We start from the raw sequence: 3039 nt of genomic DNA, 5'->3' as shown, positions 1-3039 counted from the left end.
GAAGGCCGGGACGGACTCCTTCACCCGGCGCAGCTGGGCGGTGTCGTCCCGGGTGAGCAGGAGCGCGGTGTCGGCGTGCCGGGCCAGGTGGGCGGTCGGGGAGCGCGGGGTGAGCCGGCCCGGGTCGGTGACGACGGCGGGCCCCGGCCCGGTGGCCGGCGCCGGACCCGGCGGCGGGGCCAGCCAGCCCCGGGGACGGCGGCAGACGGTGCCAGGCGGGGGTCTCGGGAACGGTGTCCTGCGCGAGGCGGGCACCGCACCGGGGCGCCCGCCTCCTCCGGGGAGGGGCGGGGATCCCGGTCCCGCGATCCGCGCTGGCCGGAGCGGGCCGCCGAGGCTTCGCGCCGTGGCGGTCCGCCTTCCCTCCGGCCCGCCGGTGCGTGCCCCGACCATTCCGTTGGCGGAGAGGCGGCGCGCCGGGGACGCGTCGGCCCTGTGGTCGCGCTCGGCGCGGGTGCGGCCGGTGCGGCGCGGGCTCGCCGTGCCGGGGCGGACGCAAGCGGCAGCCATGATGATCCGCAGCTTTGGTAAGCGCTTACAGGAATCTTGCTGCGGCAGAGGGCGTCCGGGGCCGCCGACCGGGGCGGTTCCGTCCCTGGGTGGTGGCGTGATGGGGCGCTTTGAAGTACCTTGGAAAGCGCTTTCTCGTCGAAAGGTAGGATAAATGGGAGATCAGGTGCTGGGCGTCGCCATGAACGGCGTCACCGGCCGGATGGGCTACCGCCAGCATTTGACGCGGTCGATCCTGGCCATCCGGGAGGCCGGCGGAGTGCCGCTGCCCGACGGGACACGCGTCGTCCCCGAACCGATCCTCGTGGGACGGTCCGCCGACAAGCTCCGCACGATCGCGGCGCGCCACGACATCCCCCGCTGGAGCACCGACCTCGACTCCGTGCTCTCCGACGACTCCGTGTCGGTCTACTTCGACGCGCAGATCACCAGCGCCCGCGAGGACGCCGTCCGCGCCGCCATCGCGGCCGGCAAGCACGTGTACGCCGAGAAGCCCATCGCCGCGACGGTCGGCGCCGCCCTCGAACTCGCCAAGCTCGCCCGCGCCGCCGGCGTCCGCAACGGCGTCGTCCAGGACAAGATCTTCCTGCCCGGCCTGCTCAAACTGCGCCGCCTCGTGCGCAGCGGCTACTTCGGGCGGGTGCTCTCCGTCCGCGGCGAGTTCGGCTACTGGGTGTTCGAGGGCGACTGGCAGGACGGCCAGCGGCCCAGCTGGAACTACCGGGCCGAGGACGGCGGCGGCATCGTCCTCGACATGTTCCCGCACTGGCACTACGTCCTGGAGCACATCTTCGGTCCGGTCCGCGCCGTCACCGCGCGCGCCGTCACCCACATCCCCCGCCGCTGGGACGAGAACGGCGACGCCTACGACGCCACGGCCGACGACGCCGCCTACGGCATCTTCGAACTCGACGGCGGCATTGTCGCCCAGATCAACTCCTCATGGTGCGTCCGGGTCGACCGCGGCGAGCTCGTGGAGTTCCAGGTCGACGGCACCGAGGGCAGCGCCGTCGCCGGCCTGCGCCACTGCCGCGTCCAGCACCGCTCCACCACCCCGCGCGCGGTCTGGGACCCCGACGCCGGCCGCGCCGAACCGTACCGCGACCAGTGGGAGCCCGTCCCCGACAACGAGGAGTTCGACAACGGCTTCCGCGCGCAGTGGGAGCTCTTCCTGCGGCACGTCTGCGGCGGAACGCCCTTTCCGCACGACTTCCTCTCCGGCGCCCGGGGGCTGCAGCTCGCGGAGGCCGGCCTGCGCTCGTCCCGCACCGGCAGCCGGGTGGAACTGGAGGAGGTGACGCTGGCGTGACCGCCCCCCTGCTCCTGCCCCGGGCCGACGGCCGGCTCGCCCCGTACACGCCGCGCGGCGCGGCCGTCGCCGTCCCGCCCGGCGCCGCGCCGCGCAGCCGCACCGCCTACGCCGCCGCGCACGTCGTGGCCGACCCGTTCGCCGACAACACCCCCGGCGCCCCCGCCCGGATCGACTGGGAGGAGACCCTCGCCTTCCGGCACCGGCTCTGGGACCTCGGCCTCGGCGTCGCCGACGCCATGGACACCGCCCAGCGCGGCATGGGGCTGGACTGGCCGGCCACCGCGGAACTCGTCCGCCGATCGGCCGCCGAGGCCGCCACCCGCGGCGCGGCAGTGGCCTGCGGAGCCGGCACCGACCACCTCGAACCGCGCTGCGCCGACCTGGAAAGCGTTGTCAAGGGCTACGCCGAGCAGCTGGCGGTCGTGGAGGGCGCCGGCGCCACCCCCGTCCTCATGGCCAGCCGGCAGCTCGCCGCCCTCGCCCGCGGCCCGGAGGACTACGCCGCCGTCTACGGGCGGCTGCTCGGCGAGGCCGGCCGCCCCGTCATCCTGCACTGGCTGGGCGCCGCCTTCGACCCCGCCCTGGCCGGCTACTGGGGCCACGACGACCCCGCCGACGCCGTCCCGGTGGTCGCCGAGCTGATCCGGGCGCACGCCGACCGCGTCGACGGGATCAAGGTCTCCGTCCTCGACGCCGCCCTGGAGGTCCGGCTGCGCAACCTGCTGCCGCCCGGCGTCCGGCTCTACACCGGCGACGACTTCAACTACCCCGAGCTCATCAGGGGCGACGCCGACGGCCACTCCGACGCGCTGCTCGGCGTCTTCGCCGCCATCGCCCCGGCCGCCGCCGCGGCCCTGCACGCCCTGGACGACGGCGACACCGCGCGCTACGACACGCTGCTCGCCCCCACCGTCCCGCTCGCCCGGCACCTCTTCGCCGCCCCCACCTACTACTACAAGACCGGCATCGCCTTCCTCGCCTGGCTCAACGGCCACCAGCGCGCGTTCGCCTTGGTCGGCGGCCTGCAGAGCGCCCGCAGCCTGCCGCACCTGGCCGAGGCCTACCGGCTCGCCGACGCCGCCGGCGTGCTCACCGACCCCGACCTCGCGGCGGCGCGCATGCGGCGGCTGCTCGCGGTCGCGGGGGTGGAGCAGTGACCGGCACCACCGCACCCGCCACCGCCCCGCTGGACGTCCCCTCCGGCCGGCCGGCGGCCG

2 protein-coding genes and 1 pseudogene are annotated in these 3039 nt (G+C 75.6%); 2 read left to right on the top strand and 1 reads right to left on the bottom strand.

What is annotated here, in order from left to right; all coding sequences use genetic code 11:
- A pseudogene (locus tag DEF28_RS28670) lies at positions 1-255 on the bottom strand (hypothetical protein); the annotation flags it as partial.
- A 409-nt stretch (positions 256-664) separates the two neighbouring features.
- Here DEF28_RS28670 and DEF28_RS26065 point away from each other — a divergent pair.
- Both DEF28_RS26065 and DEF28_RS26060 read left to right on the top strand, forming a co-directional pair.
- Positions 665-1819: a Gfo/Idh/MocA family protein gene (locus tag DEF28_RS26065; RefSeq protein WP_114400845.1), complete on the top strand. Its 1155-nt coding sequence runs from the start codon at positions 665-667 to the stop codon at positions 1817-1819.
- Entirely contained in the window at positions 1816-2979 is a 1164-nt protein-coding gene (locus DEF28_RS26060; protein ID WP_114400844.1) for a dihydrodipicolinate synthase family protein, read from the top strand. The genes DEF28_RS26065 and DEF28_RS26060 overlap by 4 nt, the downstream gene beginning before the upstream one ends.
- Positions 2980-3039 lie beyond the last annotated feature (60 nt).

This window comes from Marinitenerispora sediminis (assembly GCF_003336425.1).
GTDB lineage: Bacteria > Actinomycetota > Actinomycetes > Streptosporangiales > Streptosporangiaceae > Marinitenerispora > Marinitenerispora sediminis.
This window is presented reverse-complemented; position numbering and strand designations above follow the sequence as displayed.